The organism is Staphylococcus pasteuri (genome assembly GCF_030547725.1).
In the GTDB taxonomy this organism is placed as follows: domain Bacteria; phylum Bacillota; class Bacilli; order Staphylococcales; family Staphylococcaceae; genus Staphylococcus; species Staphylococcus pasteuri.
On record NZ_JAUOQO010000206.1, the window covers coordinates 1 to 295 of the forward strand.

1 pseudogene is annotated in these 295 nt (G+C 66.1%); it reads right to left on the bottom strand.

The features are described from left to right. Window positions 1-259, bottom strand: a pseudogene (locus Q4528_RS13415) (alpha/beta hydrolase); the annotation flags it as partial. Window positions 260-295 lie beyond the last annotated feature (36 nt).

Genomic DNA, 295 nt, shown 5'->3' on the forward strand with positions numbered 1-295 from the left:
CGGCCGGATGCTGCCGCGCGCCGAAACAGGGCATTTCAAGACAGAGCGCCGCAATCCCCAATTGTTGCAGATCCGGCGCATATGGCCCGACCAGCGCCGGGCGCCCCTCGGTCAGCTCGTCCCGGCCCATCTCATAGCGGTTGCCGTGCGCATGGGCATAGATCAGCGCCGGAACCGGCGGATGACCATCGGCGGGACGCAGGAAACGGGCCGGGATGCCCTCGCCTTCTGAATTGGTGAACAACAGATCTTCCAGCAACCAGTCCCGAAACCCCAGCCGCCCCCGCACCGTGAC